This is a genomic window from Streptomyces sp. NPDC048192 (genome assembly GCF_043202415.1).
In the GTDB taxonomy this organism is placed as follows: Bacteria; Actinomycetota; Actinomycetes; order Streptomycetales; family Streptomycetaceae; genus Streptomyces.
In genome coordinates this window covers 1-1,495 of record NZ_JBIDAL010000046.1, presented here as the reverse complement: position 1 = coordinate 1,495, position 1,495 = coordinate 1, and the positions used below count along the sequence as shown (strand labels likewise).

The 1,495-nt window shown below is 66.0% G+C and carries 1 protein-coding gene; it reads left to right on the top strand.

Features of this window, described 5'->3' with window-relative positions; genetic code table 11:
- Nucleotides 1–109: 109 nt before the first annotated feature.
- Complete coding sequence (locus ACGFZN_RS39935) at nt 110–1,462, top strand: IS4 family transposase (protein ID WP_393863394.1); 1,353 nt, start codon at nt 110–112, stop codon at nt 1,460–1,462.
- Nucleotides 1,463–1,495 lie beyond the last annotated feature (33 nt).

The following is a 1,495-nucleotide window of genomic DNA, read 5'->3' as shown; positions in this document are numbered from 1 at the left end:
CCAATGCCGTGTAGTTAGGGGCTGAGCTGTTGTGTCAAGGTGCCTGAAGCAGAGATGGAGCTCCTGCTAGAACCGTGTCGACCAAGATCACTGTTCAGCAGGAGCTCCATTGGACGCCAAGTCTGTCATTTCTCATGAGGTAGCGGTTGCTGCAGGCCCGTTCGCGCCGGGCCATCTGGGCGAGTTAACGCGGATCGTCCCGTTCGAGATGGTCGACGAGGTGCTGGCCGAGACCCGCAGAACTCAGCATCGGATACGCGCCCTTCCCTCGCGTGTGGTGGTGTACCTGCTGCTGGCTGGATCCTTGTTTCCCGGGCTCGGCTGGCAGGAGGTGTGGCAGCGGTTGACCGCCGGCCTGGAAGGAATGGAGACGGCGACTCCGACTGCCGGCGCACTGGCACAGGCCCGCAGAAGGATCGGGACCGCGCCACTGCGGCGCTTGTTCGACCTGCTGCGCGGGCCGGCCGCGGGGATCGGCACTGTGGGAACGCGATGGCGCGGGCTGCTCGTCTGCGCGGTCGACGGCACGCTGATGGCCGTGCCCGACAGCCCGGCGAACCAGGCCGAGTTCCCCAAGCACCGGGGCAACAACGGTGGAGCGGGATATCCCTCACTCCGCCTGCTCATCTTGGTGTCCTGCGGCACCCGCACCGTCCTGGACGCCGTGTTCGGGCCGACCACCGTCGGAGAGACGTCCTATGCCCCACGCCTGGTCCGCAGCCTGCGTGAAGGCATGATCGTGCTGCTGGACCGGAATTTCGCCGTCCAGGCTCTGGTAGACGCGATCACGCAAAGAGGCGCTCACGTCCTGGTCCGTGTGAAGGAGCACCGCCGACTGCCGGTCCTGGAACGTTTCCCGGACGGCTCGTACCTGTCCAGGCTCGGAGCCGTGGTGGTCCGCGTCATCGACTGCGAGATCACCGTTGGCACCTCCCAGGGGAACCGCACCGGCGCCTACCGCCTCGTCGCGACGCTGGCCGACCCCCGCACCCACCCTGCCACCGAACTGATCAAGCTTTATCACGAGCGATGGGAGGTCGAGACCTCCTACCTCGAGATCAAGTCCACCATTCTCGGCGGCCGGGTCCTTCGGGCCCGGACCCCGGCCGGCGTCGCCCAGGAAGTCTTCGCCTTGCTGGTCACCTACCAGGTCCTGCGACTGGCGATGGCAGACGCCACCGCCACACATACCGACCCCGACCGGGCCAGTTTCACCATCGCCCTGAACACCGCCCGCGACCTGCTCATTCAGGCCGCGGGCATCATCAGCGGCACGACGATCGACCTCGTCGGCACCATCGGCCGTCGGATCCTGGCCCGCCTCATGCCCGACCGGCGGATCCGTACCCGGCCACGCGTCGTCAAACGCGCCATCTCGAGATACAACGCCAAAGGCATCGTCGACAGGACCAGTTACAAAGCCACCATCAGCATCGAGATCCTGACCAGCCGCACCGCTTGACACCGGGCACCCATCGCTAACTACACGGCATTG